Below are 16,586 nucleotides of genomic sequence, written 5' to 3'. Positions count from 1 at the left end.
CCCGGATTAGGCACCAGCAGGCTAAACCTTTTTGACGAATTCGGATTTCAGTTTCATCGCACCAATGCCGTCGATTTTGCAGTCGATGTCATGGTCGCCTTCAACCAGGCGAATATTCCTGACTTTGGTGCCGATCTTGACCACCAAGGACGAGCCTTTGACCTTAAGGTCCTTGATCACGGTGACGGTATCCCCATCCTGCAACGTATTACCCGCAGAGTCCTTGACGACTTTCCCCTCGTTAACGTTTTCTGCTGTTGAAGCTTCGTTAGGGCTCCATTCATTTCCACATTCTGGACACATCAGGAGGTTGCCGTCTTCATAGGTGTATTCGGATTTGCACTGGGGGCAAGGCGGTAAAGGGTTCACTGAATATCCTCATGAAACGCGTGGTTATCGGGGCGCACATGATAGTCGTTCCTGGAGAGTTTTGGGAGAGCCTGCAAGGTCCGACAGTACCGTTCGCTGACATTGCCTGGAGAAGCTACACTTCCAAAGGTATCAGGCAGAGGGAGCGCCGATGACAGACCAACAACAAGAAATCTCCGGACCGGCCATTCTTTTTGCGCGACAACCCATATTCGACCGTAACCTGTCGGTTGCCGCTTATGAGCTCTTATTCCGGTCCGAAAACAACGAGCACATGGCGCCGAATAACCTCGACGGAGATCTCGCAACCAACGAAGTAATGCTGAACGCCTTCATCGAAAGCACCATTCAGGAGGTGTGTGACGGGAAGCCGGCCTTTATCAATATGACCCGGCAACGCCTTTGTGAGCCAATACCCTTTGCACCGGACCATGTGGTCCTGGAATTGCTGGAAACGATTGAATGGGATTCTTCGCTCGGTCCGGTATTGGATCAGTTGGCCCAGATGGGGTATCGCCTCGCCCTCGATGATTTCGTCATTGGCAACCTGGACAGCCCGCTGGTCCACTACGCCGATATTATCAAGCTCGAATATCCCGCCTGCCCCGCCGACAAATTGTCCGGTGTCGTCCATCAACTCAAGCAGCGGCGCGTCCAGGTCCTTGCAGAAAAGCTGGAAACCCAGGAAGACCTTCGTCGCTGCATGGACGCCGGTTGCGACCTCTTCCAAGGGTATTTCCTCGCGCGGCCGGAAGTGGTCAGGGGCCGGAAAATGCCCAACAACCGACTCTCCGTATTGCGCCTGCTGACGGCCGTCAATAAGCCCCAGATGGAGCTGCAGGAAATCATGCAACTGATACGGCAGGATTCCTTTTTCAGCATCCGTTTGCTGCGAGTCGTCAATTCGGCGGCGCTGCGACGCTCTGCCGAAATCACCTCGATCAATACCGCCGTGATGTTGCTGGGGCTCAACCGCATCCGCGCGCTGATCAGCATGCTGGCTCTCGCCAAGCTGGAAGATAAACCCCATGCGCTGCAAATGCTGGCACTCACGCGAGCCCGATTTGCTGAACTCATCGCACAGAGGATGGGCATCAGGGATAAGGATGCGGCCTTCACCACGGGCCTGTTCTCATGCATCGATGCCTTTTTTGACACACCGATGGCCGAAGTGTTGGAACTGATTCCCTTGCACGAGAGTTTGCGCAAAGCCCTACTTGAAAAAGGAGGCCCCCTTGGCCTGATTCTCGACACCGTGCTTTCATACGAACGCGGCAAATGGGCTGACCTGCAATTGTCATTGCTCAAGCGCAGCGGCGTTGCCGCGACAGATCTGGCGGTGGATTACAGGGACAGTATCCAATGGGCTGAAGAGGTCGAAAGCAGCTCCGAATAACCAACCAGCGAACTATCTGCAACAGATCGAAGCCAATAAGGATTTGTACAGGTTCGCCAACAATTACCCGTCGATTTTACGAGACCCTTCCCCTCATGTGGATTTCTTTAAGGACCCCCTGAACGTATCCGTTCGAGGAAGCCACTAAGGCTCATACCTGCCATTAATCCCCGGAACAGTCAGCGGCCCTTGATAGTTGACCGCCAAAGATACAGTGCCGGTAACAGGTTTGTGCTCAGGAGTGCACTCCACACAATCCCTCCGAGAATCACAATCGCCAGCCCTTGCTCCGGCGCAGCCCCTTTTCCCCAGCCGAGAGCTGTCGGAAGCATGCCAAGAATCGCGGTGACCGTCGTCAGCAGAATTGGCCGGAATCGCACTTTTATGGCCTCGCGCACCGCTGCTTCAACAGCCATGCCGGACATTTCATTGCGACGCGCCCGATGTAACAGCACGATGCCGTGATTGAGGCTTATGCCGATAAGCGTCAGAAAAGCGACCAGTCCGGTCGCATTGAGTCCCACGCCACTGGCAGCAAGTGCCAGCGCGCCTCCGGTTACCGCCAGTGGCAGTTGCAGGAGCAATAATCCCGGAACGCGCAGGCCATCAAACTGCAGAACCAGCAAGCCCGCCATCAGAACAAACGCCAGTACAGCGGCGGTAAGCAGGGTAACCCCGGCCTTTTCCAAAGCGGGCAGCAGGCCACCAAAGGCAATTCGGTAGCCTGGAGGCAAATGCAATGAGGCAAGCGCAGCCCGGGCCTGCTCCACAACGCTCCCCAAAGGACCGAGAGGGATAGCCGTAATATCCAGGGCACGAGCGCCGTCGATATGACGGATCTGATTGGGAATCGCCGACCACCGTACCTGTGCTACCGCCCTCAAAGGAACCCACCCCGCATCGCTGTGCACCGGCAATTCACGCAGCTGCGCGAGACTGAGATCCTTGACATCTTTCAGGCGCAGATACAGGTCCAGGTGATGATCACCATCCGGTAGCGCTGCCAGGACGTCTCCGCCCAACAGCGGATGCAGCTGCACTTCCAAATCCGCGGGACTCAGCCCGTAATAACGCAGCGCCTGGATGTCCGGCACGAGCTGTAACTGCGTAACGGGATAACCGTCGTCATCGAACACATCCGACAGGAGCGGCACCTGATGGAGGCGCTCGGTGACAGTCTCGGACAGTTGCCGTAACCGCTGTAGGCTGGGCCCGAACAACCTGAGGACGAACGGCTGCGGCAAACCGGACAGACTCTCGCCCACGCGTTCCAGGGTTGGGGTGCCCATCGCCAATTGAACGCCGTCAGTCTGGCTGACCTGCAACAGGGAGGCAGCCAGCCGGTCCAGGCTATGATCGGCGACGGAAGGCTTCAGGACGATCTCGATTTCGCCTGCGTAGCTGTTTTCCATATACGAGGTGTCGCCCGGCGAACCCATCCGGATATAGGTATGTTCAACTGCAGGATTACGCATCAGGCGGTCGCTAATGCCCGTTGCGACCTTGCGCGTCTCGACCAGCGAGGTACCGGGCGGCAGCGTGAAACTCTCCAGCAAGACACCTTCATTGGGGAGCGGCAGGAAGTCGACCGGCACCAGCACCAGCAGCAACAGGCTGAAAACCAGTAAGCCGCCGCAGGCCGCGAGGCTCGCTCTTGGATACCTCAATGCAACCTCGAAAAGGCGCGCATTGGCCTGTTGTAACCGGTGAATCAGGCGTTCACCCAGACCAACACTGACAGGTTTTCTGTCGCGAACGCGGCTCATCAACAATGGGATGAGCGTCAGGGACACCAGAAGCGACGCCAGCAGGGACAGGCTCATCGCCAACGCAAAGGGAATACTGAAGAGCCCGGCGAGTCCCCCGACAAACAGCAAGGGCACGAAAACCGATACCGTGGTCAGCGTCCCGGAGATATCCGGCCCGACAATATCGCCAAGACCCGCCCGGATGCCGGCCCACCCTGACAGCCCCGTTTCCCAGCGATAGCAGATACTCTCAAAAACGATGATGGCATCATCCACCAGCAATCCCACAGAAATCGAGAGCGCCCCCAGCGTGAGCAGATTGAGGCTTTGACCCAACACATAGAGACCGGCGATCCCCAGCAGCAGGGAAAGCGGAATACTGATCGCCAGTATCCACCCACCACGACGGGGCCCGATCAGCGCCAACAGCACCAGGATGGCGAGCATCCCGCCCACAACCAGGTTGCGTCCCAGGTCGGCACCGATCAGTGCCACGAGATGCCCCTGACTATAGAGTTTTACCCAACGGGCACCCGCTGGAAGCTGGTTACGGGTGTCGTTCAGAACCTGCGCCAGCCCGTGTGTCACCGGTAAGGTCGACGCACCTGGCTGTTTGAAAATGGTCATGATCACCGTAGGCAATCCGTCGAGCGCCACAGCATTATGTGTCGGGACAGCCCCGTGCACTACCGTTGCCAGCGTTCCAAGAGGCACCCTGCCCTTGGTCCCCTTGACCATGATTTGCGTCAGTTCGGCAGCGGAAACCGGTAGGTGCCTTGCTTCCAGGAAAACATCCTGGTGCCCCAGGCTCAGGTAACCATCCGCCCCCAACACCACCTGCGAACGCACGGCCGCCTCCAGCGTCTGCACGGTGACGCCATACGCCTGGAGACGCGCGAGATGGGGTTCGATCCAGATCGCTTCGTCGCCCGCACCGAACACGTTGACCCTCTGCACGCCAGACAGCGCGCGTAAAGCCGGCGCAATCCGTGTTTCCACAAGCGTTTTGGCCTGTACCACAGAGACCCCGGCGGGAAGTTTCAGTGCATAATCCGCCACTTCGTTGATGGCATTACCCATAATTTCCGCATGAGGCTGAACACCCGGCGGCAACGAAGCATGTCCTCGGTCCAGGGCCGACTGGACAGCCTGCAGATCCTGATGCACGTCGCTATTGGGAGAGAAACGGACGTCGATTTCGACGGCCCCCTCTCCCATGACCGAGCGAACTTCCGTTACGTCGGGCAAGGTCATCAACTGCGCTTCCAGGGGGCGAACTACCTGGCTCTCTAAATCAACGGGCGTCGACCCGGGCGCATGAACCACCACGCTTATCTGGGGAAAGCGGAACTGGGGCAATACCTCTACGGAAATGTTATGCAGCGCATAGATTCCGGCCAGTACCAGACAACCATAGATCAGCAGCCATAGCAGCGGATGTCGCAAACGAAGCGGGATACGGAAAGTGGTCGCCACAGGTCAGTCCGGGTTCGAATAGTGGCTGGAGAAATCCTTGTGGTACAGCGCGTAAGCACCGTCGATAACGACCCTGTCCCCCGGAGAAAGCCCTTTCCTGATCCAGCTCCAACCCTGCTGGGTCGCTGCAAGACTGACTTCGACGGGCGTGGCCTTACCGGCGATCTCCTGCATCACCCACCAGGTGCCTGCATCCAGTATCAGAGCGCTCGTGGGTACCGCGGGGAGCTGCCGGCTTTTTATGGTCAGGCGTAACTCGCCGAACTCACCGGGGAACCAATTTACAGGGACTCTGGCCGGTTTCAGGTCAACCCACCAGCGGCCCGGTAAAGACGGATCCGGATACCGGGACACGACTTCGACCGAGACATGGCGTCCCGAACTCTCAGCACGAAACTGTCCGCTGTCTCCGGGCGCCAGCTTAAAACCTTGTTCGCCGTAGGTTTCAGCCCTCAACCAGAGGCCTTTGTCGGGCTGAATCGTTGCAATGGCTTGCCCCGGCGTCAAATGGTCACCCTCGCCGGCCTTGATCGCGACGATCTGCCCCGCCACCGGCGCCAGGATCCGAGATTCCTGCCTCAGGGCGTCGAGGTGCATTCGCGCGATGGCCAGACGGGATTCACTGTCGCTAAGCTGTTGCGTCAGCTCAAGCACATTGGCTTCTGTCGCAAAACGCTGATGTTGTTTCTGCTGGATCAGCTGTAGCCGGCGACGATAGAAGGCGACATCCTTTTCGTCCTGCTGGAAAGCCTGCTCAGCAGACGCCTGAGAGGCCACGCTTGTTGGCGATTCCAAACGGCCGATCATCTGACCGGCCGCAACCCTGTCGCCCACGACCAGGGAGAACCCGCTCAGACGTCCAGAGGCATTGGCAGACAATGAGACGGGCTGGCTGGCGACCACCTTGGCAAAGAGGCTGACCCGTTGCTGCAGAGGACGAAGCTCGACGTGAAACACCTTAGGCGACGGTGAAGCCATCGCCATAGATACAACGCCAACCAGGATCGGTAACAACAGAAACCGCAGAAGGGGCATGGCGAACAAGCTCCGGAAAGGCTCAAGGCTGACAGGACTCAGCGGCATGCCAATCAGTCTCGATGGCATGACGGCTGGGCCGGCCTTCGGTGGATGCCCATGGAAAATCGAAAACATGGGCTGACAGAGTCCGTTCGACTCAGGCTAGCCCACTTGAATTAGGGGATACTTAGGAGCTCAGGAGAAACGGATGACATCCTCGCTGGCTCGGTCCCAGCGATGCCATTCACTTTTCATCCAGGCGTAGAACACGGGACCGGCGATCACACCGACTATGCCGAAGATACGCTCCATCACCAGCATGCAGAGCAGGATTTCCCACGCCTTGGCCTTGATTTCTCCACCGACAATGCGGGCATTGGCAAAGTATTCCAGCTTATGTACCGCAACGAGGAAGATCAGCGACGCCAAAGCCACGTTCAACGAGGCCGAAAGGCTGATAACCACCATAACCGTATTGGAAACCAGATTACCCAGAACCGGCAGTAATCCCGCGACAAAGGTGATGATCAGCAAGGTCTTGGTAAACGGCAGGTGAATGCCGGCGATGGGGAGCGCGACCACCAGGTAAATCGCGGTCAACAACGTGTTTAACGCTGAGATTTTCAACTGTGCTGTGGCCACCTGCCAAAAGGCCTCACGAAGCCCGATCACCTGCGCCATCAGATAACGGGAGGCCGGCCCCAAAGGGGTTTCGCGGGTAACATCGCTCACACCGATCATGGCACCCAGCAGGATACCGACGACGATATAGCCAAACAGTTTAAGAGTGCCCAGTCCGGCAGCGCCGACCAGCGCCGCATGCTGCTTGAGCCAGTCACCGGCTTCCTTGAGCAAATCGCTCTGTTCCGGCAGCAGTGCACTCAGCGAGTGCGGCAGCCAAATCCGTGCGGAACTGAGGATCTTGCTCATCTCAACCAGCAGTCGTTGCAAACCAAAACCATTCCGGACCTGGGCATGGATTGCCAGCCCTATCCCCACCAGCACCACAGCCACGAGCGCCGCCACGATCCAGGCCGACAAGACTTTTGCGCCGTGGGTATGCGGCACGTGCTGCGCCAGCCGCCCCGAAAGGGCCGTCACCAGGGCGTAGGTCAGCAACCCGGAATACAGGGGGGCCAGCAGTGACAGCTTGAGAACGAAAAGGAAGACGAGCGCGGCGCAGCAGAACGCCAGAAAACGGGCGGTCGACGGAGTAAAAGCATACATGCGGCAACAACTCCATGGGATCCTTGCGGATGAAGGAGCCGATTATGGGGAATTTTGAGACGATTGCGAAGCCACCGACGCCAGGAGATGTGTAGACTTCCTGAATGCAAGGCTGCTTCGCAAAAACAGGCATTCACCGACCAACCGGACCCGTGAACATGCTGTCCTTTTTCATCATAAAGACTGTCCATATCTCAGCGGTCGCAACCACATTCATTCTTTTCAGCATCCGGGGATATTGGATGATGACCGGCTCTGACCGGCTCCGACAGCGCTGGATCCGGGTGGTGCCGCATGTCGTCGACAGCCTGCTGCTGGCCAGTGCACTGATCCTGGCATGGATGATTCACCAGTATCCCTTCGAAACCCCCTGGCTGACGGCGAAAGTCATTGGCCTGTTTGCGTATATTGGATTCGGCACCCTCGCCCTCAAAAGGGGCCGCACACGCCGTATCCGCGTGACCTGCCTGGCTCTTGGGCTATTTATGTTCTTCTATATCGTCAGCGTTGCCCTGACAAAACAGGTCGTCCCTACCTCCCTGTTCAGTGTCCTTTAGTGGCGATGCCGGTGATGAGCATCAGGGAAATGGTGGTGACTATGCGTTAACGGCGCATGTTGATGAACGTGCTTGTGCCTCACGCCCGGAGCAACCGGATAATCATGCTCGTGCTGGTGATGCTCGTCGTGGACATGCCAGTGATCGTGCAAAAGGCTTTCATGGGTGTGGGGATGGCTGTGTTTCTCGGTGAGGTGCAGCCAGACACCGAAGGCCATCAGTGCCCCGGCGGCAATAAGGTGTCCATTCAGCGGCTCGCGAAGCCAGAAAATGGCCAGCACGGCACCAAAGAACGGGGCGACTGAAAAGTAGGCACCGGTTCGGGCCGTGCCGAGATCCCTCAATGCCACCACAAACAATGCCAGACTGGCGCCATAAGCCAGTGAACCGACGACCAGCGCACCCAGCATGGCATGAACAGGCGGCATCGATGTTCCGATAATGACGGCCAGCAATACATTGATAATGCCGGCGACCCACCCTTTAACCGCCGCAATGAAACTCGCATCGGACAAGGCAATCTTGCGCGTCAGGTTATTGTCCACGCCCCAGGCCAGGCAGGCGCCGAGCACACAGAGGGAGGGCCAGAGGCTGGAGAATTGAAGGTGGGCCGGCCAGCTCAGCAAAACGGCACCGGCGACGATGGATAACATGCCCAGGGCGATACGTCGGTCGACGTTCTCGTGAAAGAATACCCAGGCAAGCAAGGCAGTAAATACGGACTCTGCATTGAGCAGCAAGGCTGTTGAGGCGGCCGGCATTCCCGTCAGGCCGAACATCAACAATACGGGCCCGGCCACGCCACCGGCCAGGACGGCTGCGATTAACCATCCCCACTCCGCGGGCGCCATCGATACAGCAGGCGGACGGGTCAGCAACCGGTACAGCGTCAGCCCCAGACCGCATCCCAGGTAGAGCAATCCGGCCATCAGCCAGGGACCGATACTGTCCAGCAGCCATTTCGAGGCTGGCGTGCCAGCACCAAAGAGCGCCGCCGCGACCAATGCGGCCAGGGCGCCTCCGGGAAGGAAGAATTTCTGAGACATCAGGCCCTCGGCATTGTCGGGTTACGCTGACGAGCCCCCATCAAACCGGCGCGATGGGGTGCCGGTAACGCACGCACAGCCCGTTGGGCTGGCCAGCTTCGTCAAGCAGGTTTTCCAGGAGGAGATCGCCAGCATAGCGTTCTGAAATGGCTTTCGCGATAGCCAGTCCGAGACCGCTGCCTTCCCCACTGGCATTGGCACCGCGATGAAAGGGATCGAAAATGTCGGCCTGTTGGTCGACAGGGATACCCGGGCCGCTGTCCTCGATTTCGAGCGAGGCATGATCCCTCCCGTTGGTCACGCGTACCGTAATGTGCCCTCCCGCAGGTGTATATTTGATGGCGTTTTCCAGTAATGCCTGGATGAGGGTTTCGAGCTCACCCGGCTGCGCGCTGACCATGCAGGATCCCGGGGCATAGAGACCAAGATCGATGTCCTTGGCCCGTGCAAGCGGTAGCAGGTTCCCAACCATGTCGCGTGCGATCTCGGCAAAATCCACCGGCTGCCGCACGGGGGCTGTCACGGCCTGATTGCGTGCCAATGTCAGCAGTTGATTGACCAGTCGCTCCATCCGCTGCAACCCGGCATTCAGGGGCGCCAGGCGTTCTCCCAACTCATCCAGGGAATCCACGCGCTGAAGATTGCCGACCTGCACCGTCATGGCCGCTAGCGGTGTGCGTAATTCGTGGGCGGCATCGGCGATAAAGCGTTGCTGGCGCTCCATTTCGGCACCCGCCCTCTCCAACAGGCCATTGATGGAATCCACAAAAGGCTGGATTTCCTGAACAGGTGTCTCCATCACCAGAGGCGAGACATCTCCCGGCGAACGCCGGTCGATACGCCGAATGGCATCCTGGACCGTTGTGAAGCCTTGGGCCAGCGTCCGACGGCTCAACCAGAGCATGGCCGGAATCGTCAGGAGCAAGGGCAATAGTGTCTGCAGGGCGCTGGATGCGGCGAGTTCGTCACGAAGATCGGTCGACTGCAGCACTGCAACCCCTCCGTGACCAGAACGGCTTTCCTTGTAGAGACGCCAATCCTCACCCTGGAGGTGGACATCGCTGTAGCCGTCCGGCAACAGATCGATGGCAAACCGCTTCCAGACCCGTTGCGGCCAGATCTGGATCAGACTGTCGTCCTGGATATCGGTCTTGGGGTGGAGCATTGAACGCAGGACATGCTGTTCTCCGGGGGGATAGAGACCGGCCACCTGCTTCAGTTCCGTATCCTGCAGCGCATGGGCGTCGTTATAGGCCAGCGAAAAGGACAGCGCGGTGGCGACGGCCCCCAGAGTGAGGATCAGGATGGTAAGATCTCGCGCCAGTCGCCCCTGCAGCGACAGCGTCAGGTTTCGCTTCGAATCAGCCACCCTGCCCCCCGTATATTTTCGATCACGCCGGACCCCAGCTTTCGACGGATGCCGTGAATCAGGAAGTCGACGGCATTACTTTCGACTTCCTCGTTCCAGCCGTAGATGCGATCCTCCAGCTCGCTGCGGGAGAGAATCTTCCCGGGCTTCAGCAGGAGTGCATTCAGCAAAGCAAACTCTCGTGCCGTCAGCCGACAGTGCTTGCCTTCATACGTCGCTTCGTGGGTATTGGTGTCCAGTGTCAGGGCGCCACAGGACAACATATTATCCAGGTGACCCCCGCGACGACGGACCACGGCACGCATACGTGCAAGCAACTCTCGCAGGGCGAACGGCTTGATGACATAGTCATCGGCGCCAAGGTCCAGGCCCCGGATACGCATATCGATATCGTCGCGGGCGGTGATGATGATGACCGGTATAGGATTGCGCTCACGGCGCAAGCCCTGCAGGACATCCAGCCCGGGCACCTTGGGCAGCGTCAGATCCAGCAGCACCACATCATAGCGCTGGGCGGCGAGGGACGCTTGTGCCAGTTGGCCATCAAGGGCCCAGTCCGCTGCGTAGCCCTCGTCTCTCAGTCCCTGCTCAACGGCCGCGCCAAGCATCTCATCATCTTCCACCAACAAGACTCTCATAACCTTCACCCGACTCGATTCACCGCGCAGCGTCTCGCAGCGATAGCTCATTTGGCCTTGAGTGTGGCCTCGAAAGATTAGGGAACGATTAGCGGCGCGGTGCGCCTCCATCTGTAAACCGCTAATAAAAGCCTAATTCATCAATGCCATTCTACTCATCCTCAAAAGCCGTCACGAACGGACGGAACGATAAAGGACAGGAAAATATCCCATGCCCGCGCGCCCCAAAGCTCGGCAACCCGTATCGCGCCTGAAAGTACTGGTACCCGCATCCTGCTTGCTATTGCTTGCCGGTTGCGCCACCTATCAGGCTCAGCCATTGCCCCACTCGAGCGATCTTGCAGATCAGATTCCAGCCACGGTCGACCAGCAGGCCATCCCTTTACCCCCGTTACGGCATCATGCCCTGAACCCCGCAGAGGGGCTGGACAGTGTCGGCGTCGCCATGCTGACGGTCGCCAATAATCCGGAACTCAAGGCCCGTCGCGCACAACTGGGTGTGGCCGGAGCGCAACTCTACGCGGCACACCTGTTGCCGGACCCCCAGCTTGCCTTCTCGCTGGATCACCCTACATCGAACGGTCCCGGCCTGAGCAATGCAAAATCACTCGGTCTCAGCTATGACCTGATGACGCTGATCGATCACAGCGCGAGTGTCGACAGTGCGCGCGGCGAACACCGGAAAACCCGCTTGGACCTGCTCTGGCAGGAATGGCAAACCGCGCAAAAAGCACGGCAGCTGTATTTCAGGGTTTTGGCCGATCAGGATAAAGTCGCGCTGCTGAACCAAAGTGCCGCCACACAAAAACAGCGCTACCAGAACGCCCAGCATCAACTGTCTCTCGGTAATATTACGCTGGAGACCCTCAGTAACGACCTCACGGGCTATACCGATATTCAGGGGCAACTCTATCAGGCGCGGCTGGATCTCTCCGATAGTCGTCACCAGTTAAACGCTCTGCTCGGTCTGAAACCGAATGTCATCCTCAACCTGAAACCGCAAGGCGTATCGATACCGGTCCTACCTCCGGCGATGAACGCCGATGCGGCGATCCTGGTTCGCCACCGCCCTGACCTGTTGGCGCTTCGCGCGGGCTACCAAAGCCAGGAGGCCAAGGTACGCAAGGCCATTCTGGACCAGTTCCCGTCAATCAGCCTGGGTTTCAATAGCGCCAACGATACGTCGGACGTGCGTACCCTCGGCTTCGGGTTGCAAATCAATCTCCCCTTGTGGAACGTCAACCGCGGCGAGATTGCCGTTCAACGGGCCACCCGTGCAGCCTTGCGCCAGGATTATCAGGCACGTCTCGATCAGAGCCTGAGCGATGTCGATCAGCTCGATAGCCGCTTCCGGCTTCTGCAGGCGCAATACGAGCAACTGCAGGCGACACTGCCGACGCTGCAACAGGTCTATCGACAGGCGCTCAAAGCCTATCAGGCGGGTAATTTCAACAGCCTCTCCTACCTGAACATCCAGGACACCCTGTTGAAAAAGGAAACCGATGCCATCGATTTGCGCCTCGCGCTCTGGGATGCCCGTATTTCGCTTGAAACACTACTGGGTTGGCCGGTAGATGCCCAGCACTCCCTGTCGAACAGCCACCCGAATCAGGAGAAGAACCCCTCATGAAGTTCGTCTTTTCCCCATCGTTGACGGGATTGTTCGTCGCTCTTTGCCTGTTTGGGCAGGTTGCCAGGGCTGATGACGTTGTCTCGGCGAAGGTCAAGACCGTCACCCTTCAGGTACGGACCCTTACCGAAACGATCGACACTTACGGCCGCGTGGTGCCGGACCCCGACTCCCAAAGCAACATCGCTGTCGTCCACGCCGGTACCATCGAGAAACTTATGGTGCGCCCCGGCGAGCAGGTCAGCGCTGGGCAGGCACTGATTCAACTGGCCACCTCCCCGGCCTCTCGCATGGATTACCAGCAAGCCGAGGCGAACCTGAAATATGCCAAGGCTGAATTGGCCCGAAAGCAATCACTTTTCAGTCAGCATCTGGTCACGCAGGGCGATGTCGCGTCCGCGCAGAAGGACCTGAAGAGCGCAGAGGCGGCATTGCAGGCCCAAAGGCGCCTTGGCGCCGATACTCCCACCAGCATCCTGCGCTCTCCCTTTGATGGGGTTGTCAGCAAGGTGGCCGTTTCGCAGGGCGACCGGGTACAACAGGACACGACCGTAGTCCAGGTTGCCCGCCGGGAAGGCATGTTGGTGCCCCTGGGTGTCGAACAAGAGGACGTCTCACGCCTGAAACCCGGGCAAACCGTTGTCCTGGAACCGGTATTCAACCCGGACCTGAAGATCGACTCGCGCATCGGTCAGATTCATGCGATGGCCGATCCAGCCACCGGGCTGGTCGACGTCATCGTGCCGGTGCCCGCGGCTCAGGCCGCGGCCCTGATCTTCAACGAAATGATGCGCGGCCATATCACCTTGCAGCAGGCGAACAGCCTGGCCGTGCCGGCCAGCGCCATTTTGGACGATCGCAAAGGACACTACCTGTTCACCGTTGATCATCAGGGCATCGCCCATAAGCACTATATCCAGACCGGGATCCAAAGCGACGGCTACGTTGGGATCACGGGCGCTGTGCATGCTGGGGACTCGGTGGTGATCACCGGCAATTATGAACTGACGGACGGTATGCACGTGCGGGAGGTTCACTGATGAACTTTGCCGAGTGGGCAGCCCGGCACCGCCGTTCGATCCTGTTCCTGTTGTTTATCCTGGCAGCGGGCGGGGCCGCCACGGCATTTCGGTTACCGGTAGCCCTGTTTCCCCATGTCGATTTCCCCCGCATACGCGTCGAACTGGATGCCGGCGACCGGCCGGCTGACCAGATGACGCTCGACGTGACCCGACCGGTGGAAGAGGCCATCCGTTCGGTTCCCGGTGTCCGCGAGATTCGTTCGGATACCAGCCGCGGCGCAGCCGACCTGTCCATAAATTTCGACTGGGGCGCCAATATGCCCCTGACGTTGCAGGAAGTCATGTCTGCGGTGACGCAGACACTACCTTCCCTGCCCAAGGGAACGACCTTTACCGCCCGGCGCATGGACCCAACCGTGGATCCGGTCGCAGCTTTCAGCCTGACCTCTGCCACCGAAAGCCAGGTTGCCTTGCGGGACCTGGCGCAGTACCAACTGATACCGCTGCTATCGTCAGTAAAAGGCGTCGCCAAGGTCACGGCGATCGGAGGCGATCATGAGGAATACCGGGTTGAAGTCGATCCCGCGAAACTGCTCGCCTATGGATTGACCTTTGCCGATGTGACCAAGGCACTTTCGGCAACCAACGTATTGAAGGCCGTGGGTCGGCTCGACGAACATTACAACCTGTACCTGATGCTGTCCGATACCCGGCTCACCGGCGTCAAGAGTATTCGCCATACCATCTTGCGTAGCGGAAAGAATGGCCTGGTGGAACTCGGTGACATCGCCACGGTACAAACGGCGACGGTTCCCCATTGGTCCACGGTAACCGCAGACGGTAAGCGCGCTGTATCCGTTCAAATCTTCCAACAGCCCAGCGGTAATACGGTACAGATCGTCAAGAACATCAAGGCCAAACTCGCCGCCTATCGCAGCAAAATGCCGGGCGATATCACCGTCAGGAACTGGTATGACCAGAGCCAGCTGATTATCGCCTCGGCGGGTAGCGTGCGGGATGCCATCCTCATCGGCGTGGCGCTGGCGGCGTTGGTACTCTTCGTTTTCCTGCGCAGCGTGCGCATCATGGGGATCGCGATCCTGGTGGTGCCGGCCGTGCTGGCCGCCACCATCCTGCTGCTCTATGTGCTGGGCATGAGTTTTAACATCATGACCTTGGGCGGCATGGCCGCGGCAGTGGGGCTGATCATCGACGATGCCATCGTCATGATCGAGAACATTATGCGCAGGGTGCGCGACGGCACCGGTAACCGGCACGACCAGGTGCGTTATGCTGCGATGGAGTTCACCAAACCGCTGACCGGCTCTTCATTGTCCACCATCATCGTGTTTGTGCCACTGGCCTTCCTGTCCGGCGTCACCGGGGCCTTCTTCAAGGCGCTATCCCTGACCATGGCCAGCTCCCTGATCATCTCATACATGATCGCATGGCTGGCCATTCCGCTGCTGGCAGACCACCTTATCAGCAACCGGGACATCGAACGGGAAGACGAAGGTCCACTCGCCCGCATCATACAGCGTCGCTACTCCAGGGTGCTGGTGGCCATGCTGAAACGCCCCCTGTGGTTGCTGGCCTTGATTGTCCCGCTCGCCGGAGTGGGTTATGTCAGTTACCACCGCGTGGGCTCCGGCTTTATGCCGGCCATGGACGAGGGGGGCTTTATCCTCGACTACCGGGCAGAGCCTGGGACATCCCTGGCCGAAACGGATCGCCTGCTGCGCCAGGTTGGCCAGATCCTGATGCACAATCCCAACGTGGCGACCTACTCACGCAGGACCGGTCTGCAACTCGGGGGCGGTATCACCGGGACCAACGAAGGCGATTTCTTCGTACGTCTCAAGCCCCAGCCTCGAGAAACGGTCTGGCAGGTGATGGACGAAGTCCGGCATCAGGTCGAGACACAGGTACCTGGCCTGGATATCGATATGGCACAGCTGATGGAGGACCTGATCGGCGATCTCACGGCGGTGCCCCAACCTATTGAAATCAAGCTCTTTGGCGGCAGCTCCGACGAGTTGCTGAAAACCGCCCCCAAAGTCGCCGCTGCGATCAGCAAGATTCCGGGTGTGGTGGATGTCCAGGACGGGGTTATCGTTGCCGGTGATTCCCTTCGCATTCAGGTCGATCGCGCCAAGGCCGCACTGATGGGTATCGATCCCGACACCGTGACCCAGGATATTCAGAACTACTTCAGCGGTGTCGTCACGACCCATATTCAAAAAGGCGTCCGCATGCTCGGCATCCGGGTTTGGGTGCCTCGGGATATTCGCCATAGCATCCGTGACCTGGAACGTATGCAGCTGAGAACGCCTTCCGGACAGGTGGTCTCCCTGAAGCACATCGCCAAGGTAACCATTGAAAAAGGACAACCGATGATCACCCGCGATCAACTGCAACGTATGGTGGCGGTGTCCGCGAGGATCAACGGTCGGGACATGGGCCACACCCTGCAGGACGTGAAGCGGGTTCTTAATCAACAGGGCCTGTTGCCCGGGAAGATGTACTATGAACTCGGCGGTCTCTATAAGCAGCAGCAAATTGCCTTTCGTGGTCTCATTGCGGTCATCATTGCTGCCTTCGCCCTGGTGTTCCTGCTACTGCTCTATCTCTACGAAAGCTTCCGGATGGCGATCAGCGTGATCCTCATGCCATTGCTGGCGGTGAACATTGTCTTTGCCGGTCTATGGCTGACGGGTATCGAACTCAATATCACGGCTATGATGGGGATGACGATGGTGGTAGGTATTGTCACCGAAGTCGCGATCTTCTATTTCTCGGAATACAAGACCCTCACACAGGAGCATAACGAGCCGGAGGATATCGCGCTGGTCAAAGCCGGGGTTAACCGGATGCGTCCCATCGCCATGACGACCATCGCCGCCATCCTGGCACTGGCACCCCTTGCGCTTGGCATCGGACAGGGCTCAGCGATGCAACAACCATTGGCCATCGCCATCATCTCCGGGCTCTTTATCCAAATGCCCCTGGTGCTGCTGGCCATGCCGGTGATCTTCGCGTTGCTGAAACGGATACGATATCGGGCTTAACCGATCAGATGACCGGGGGAGGA

Annotated in this window: 12 protein-coding genes; 5 read left to right on the top strand and 7 right to left on the bottom strand. The window is 58.6% G+C overall.

From position 1 onward, the window contains the following. Positions 1-21 precede the first annotated feature (21 nt). The gene (locus CLR77_RS14275; protein WP_097461335.1) at positions 22-369 is read right to left on the bottom strand and encodes a zinc ribbon domain-containing protein YjdM; all 348 of its coding nucleotides are present in this window, start codon (positions 367-369) and stop codon (positions 22-24) included. A gap of 151 nt (positions 370-520) precedes the next feature. Here CLR77_RS14275 and CLR77_RS14270 point away from each other — a divergent pair, with 151 nt between their 5' ends. Continuing rightward, on the top strand, positions 521-1,765 hold the full coding sequence (locus tag CLR77_RS14270) for an EAL and HDOD domain-containing protein (protein WP_097461334.1): 1,245 nt from the start codon (positions 521-523) through the stop codon (positions 1,763-1,765). 179 nt (positions 1,766-1,944) lie between these two features. Here the strand turns inward: CLR77_RS14270 and CLR77_RS14265 are convergent, their stop codons facing one another. Genes CLR77_RS14265 through CLR77_RS14255 form a run of 3 tightly spaced genes read right to left on the bottom strand, consistent with a single transcriptional unit; the run spans position 1,945 to position 7,233 of the window. Then, on the bottom strand, positions 1,945-4,989 hold the full coding sequence (locus CLR77_RS14265; protein ID WP_097461333.1) for an efflux RND transporter permease subunit: 3,045 nt from the start codon (positions 4,987-4,989) through the stop codon (positions 1,945-1,947). A gap of 3 nt (positions 4,990-4,992) precedes the next feature. Further along, positions 4,993-6,141 (bottom strand): efflux RND transporter periplasmic adaptor subunit, encoded by a 1,149-nt coding sequence (locus CLR77_RS14260; protein WP_097461332.1) that lies wholly within the window; start codon positions 6,139-6,141, stop codon positions 4,993-4,995. A gap of 60 nt (positions 6,142-6,201) precedes the next feature. Further along, positions 6,202-7,233: an AI-2E family transporter gene (locus CLR77_RS14255; RefSeq protein WP_097461331.1), complete on the bottom strand. Its 1,032-nt coding sequence runs from the start codon at positions 7,231-7,233 to the stop codon at positions 6,202-6,204. A 104-nt stretch (positions 7,234-7,337) separates the two neighbouring features. On the opposite strand from CLR77_RS14255, the gene CLR77_RS14250 reads away from it, so the two are divergent. Beyond that, the gene (locus tag CLR77_RS14250; RefSeq protein ID WP_319823066.1) at positions 7,338-7,790 is read left to right on the top strand and encodes a SirB2 family protein; all 453 of its coding nucleotides are present in this window, start codon (positions 7,338-7,340) and stop codon (positions 7,788-7,790) included. On the opposite strand, the gene CLR77_RS14245 is transcribed toward CLR77_RS14250, so the two are convergent. The 3 genes from CLR77_RS14245 to CLR77_RS14235 are packed head-to-tail and all read right to left on the bottom strand — an operon-like array spanning position 7,787 to position 10,843. Continuing rightward, a complete protein-coding gene (locus CLR77_RS14245; RefSeq protein WP_097461330.1) occupies positions 7,787-8,836 on the bottom strand; it encodes a DMT family transporter in 1,050 nt (349 codons plus the stop codon). The genes CLR77_RS14250 and CLR77_RS14245 overlap by 4 nt on opposite strands. A gap of 40 nt (positions 8,837-8,876) precedes the next feature. Next, positions 8,877-10,205 carry a sensor histidine kinase gene (locus tag CLR77_RS14240; protein ID WP_097461329.1) on the bottom strand — a complete coding sequence of 443 codons (1,329 nt, stop codon included), beginning with the start codon at positions 10,203-10,205 and terminating at the stop codon, positions 8,877-8,879. Next, entirely contained in the window at positions 10,181-10,843 is a 663-nt protein-coding gene (locus CLR77_RS14235) for a response regulator (protein WP_097461504.1), read from the bottom strand. The genes CLR77_RS14240 and CLR77_RS14235 overlap by 25 nt, the downstream gene beginning before the upstream one ends. Positions 10,844-11,054: 211 nt before the next feature. Between CLR77_RS14235 and CLR77_RS14230 the strand changes: the two genes are divergently transcribed. The 3 genes from CLR77_RS14230 to CLR77_RS14220 are packed head-to-tail and all read left to right on the top strand — an operon-like array spanning position 11,055 to position 16,563. After that, a complete protein-coding gene (locus CLR77_RS14230) occupies positions 11,055-12,473 on the top strand; it encodes a TolC family protein (protein WP_097461328.1) in 1,419 nt (472 codons plus the stop codon). Then, on the top strand, positions 12,470-13,513 hold the full coding sequence (locus CLR77_RS14225; RefSeq protein WP_097461327.1) for an efflux RND transporter periplasmic adaptor subunit: 1,044 nt from the start codon (positions 12,470-12,472) through the stop codon (positions 13,511-13,513). Before CLR77_RS14230 ends, CLR77_RS14225 begins: the two co-directional genes overlap by 4 nt. Then, positions 13,513-16,563: an efflux RND transporter permease subunit gene (locus tag CLR77_RS14220; protein ID WP_097461326.1), complete on the top strand. Its 3,051-nt coding sequence runs from the start codon at positions 13,513-13,515 to the stop codon at positions 16,561-16,563. The genes CLR77_RS14225 and CLR77_RS14220 overlap by 1 nt, the downstream gene beginning before the upstream one ends. The last annotated feature ends 23 nt before the right edge of the window (positions 16,564-16,586 follow it).

The sequence above is a fragment of the Mangrovitalea sediminis genome, assembly GCF_002514725.1.
GTDB lineage: Bacteria > Pseudomonadota > Gammaproteobacteria > Pseudomonadales > Oleiphilaceae > Mangrovitalea > Mangrovitalea sediminis.
The sequence above is the reverse complement of the archived record's forward strand: the minus strand, read 5'-3'. Positions and strand labels throughout refer to the sequence as shown.

Coding starts and splice junctions, on each gene's coding strand:
- CLR77_RS14255 (WP_097461331.1), bottom strand. CDS start 7,233: ATGTATGCTTTTACTCCGTCGACCGCCCGTTTTCTGGCGTTCTGCTGC.
- CLR77_RS14250 (WP_319823066.1), top strand. CDS start 7,338: ATGCAAGGCTGCTTCGCAAAAACAGGCATTCACCGACCAACCGGACCC.
- CLR77_RS14230 (WP_097461328.1), top strand. CDS start 11,055: ATGCCCGCGCGCCCCAAAGCTCGGCAACCCGTATCGCGCCTGAAAGTA.
- CLR77_RS14260 (WP_097461332.1), bottom strand. CDS start 6,141: ATGTTTTCGATTTTCCATGGGCATCCACCGAAGGCCGGCCCAGCCGTC.
- CLR77_RS14235 (WP_097461504.1), bottom strand. CDS start 10,843: ATGAGAGTCTTGTTGGTGGAAGATGATGAGATGCTTGGCGCGGCCGTT.
- CLR77_RS14270 (WP_097461334.1), top strand. CDS start 521: ATGACAGACCAACAACAAGAAATCTCCGGACCGGCCATTCTTTTTGCG.
- CLR77_RS14220 (WP_097461326.1), top strand. CDS start 13,513: ATGAACTTTGCCGAGTGGGCAGCCCGGCACCGCCGTTCGATCCTGTTC.
- CLR77_RS14245 (WP_097461330.1), bottom strand. CDS start 8,836: ATGTCTCAGAAATTCTTCCTTCCCGGAGGCGCCCTGGCCGCATTGGTC.
- CLR77_RS14225 (WP_097461327.1), top strand. CDS start 12,470: ATGAAGTTCGTCTTTTCCCCATCGTTGACGGGATTGTTCGTCGCTCTT.